The 1010-nt window shown below is 65.3% G+C and carries 1 protein-coding gene; it reads left to right on the forward strand.

What is annotated here, in order from left to right; genetic code table 11:
• Window positions 1–129 precede the first annotated feature (129 nt).
• A complete protein-coding gene (locus AC6CID_RS25030) occupies window positions 130–987 on the forward strand; it encodes an IS5 family transposase (protein WP_060655371.1) in 858 nt (285 codons plus the stop codon).
• Window positions 988–1010 lie beyond the last annotated feature (23 nt).

A 1010-nucleotide genomic window follows, 5' to 3' on the forward strand; every position in this document is an offset into this window, starting at 1 on the left:
GCTTAGAGCGTCCGGCAAATGATGAGCCCGCCCAACGCAGGGAACGTTCCGGCGTGTCGATACAGGTAGAGGCACGGGTACCGAGTCGATCATGTGATTGCTGAAGTCCCACGATCACCCGGAGTACCCGTGCCTCTGCTGCCAGTCTGTCTCATCGAACCCCTATGGGTCGAGTTCTCCGCCCAGCTCGCTACCGACGAACGTCCCGAGTTCGATCCGAAACATCCCTGGGGCTGCCACCGCCGCCGTGTGTCGGACCGGGTCGTGTTCGAGCACATCCTCGCCGCACTGGTGCACGGTAGCGGCTACGAACGCATCGCCACCGTCGGATGCTCGGACCGCACCATCCGCAGGCGACTGACCGAATGGTCCGCGAAAGGAATCGGCGTCGAGGTGCTCCGCGCCGCCCTGACCGCGTACGACCGGATGCTCGGCCTCGACCTCGATCACTTGTCGGTCGACGGGTCGATCACGAAAGCACCGTGTGGTGGCGAGGTTTCGGGCCGTTCCCCGGTCGATCGCGGTAAGCGGGGCACGAAACGCTCGGTGGTGTGCGACGGCGGAGGGATCCCGCTGGCGATGGTGTCGGCGGGCGCGAACCGGCACGACTCGCCGCTGCTCGAACCGACGATCCGGGCGGTACCGGACATGGTCGGCCCGCTGCCGCAGCACTCGTGCGTGCACCTCGATCGCGGCTACGACTCGGCCAGGACGAGGGACCTGCTCGACGAATTGGGTTACGACTACGACATCGCCCGTAAGGGCATCCCGGCTCCGATCCAGGCCGGCAAACGCTGGGTCGTTGAGCGCACGCATTCGTGGATGAACGGATTCGGCAAGCTCCGGCGGTGCACAGACAAACGCGCCGCGATCGTCGACTTCTATCTCGCGTTGGCCGCGGCACTGACCGTGCTCCGGCGTCTGATCAACCGTGCACGTACCCATTACCGGTGGCCGACCCGGCCTACTACCCGCCGACTCAAGTGAGCATCAATTGCCGGTCGCTCTTA

The organism is Rhodococcus sp. GQ147 (genome assembly GCF_059759155.1).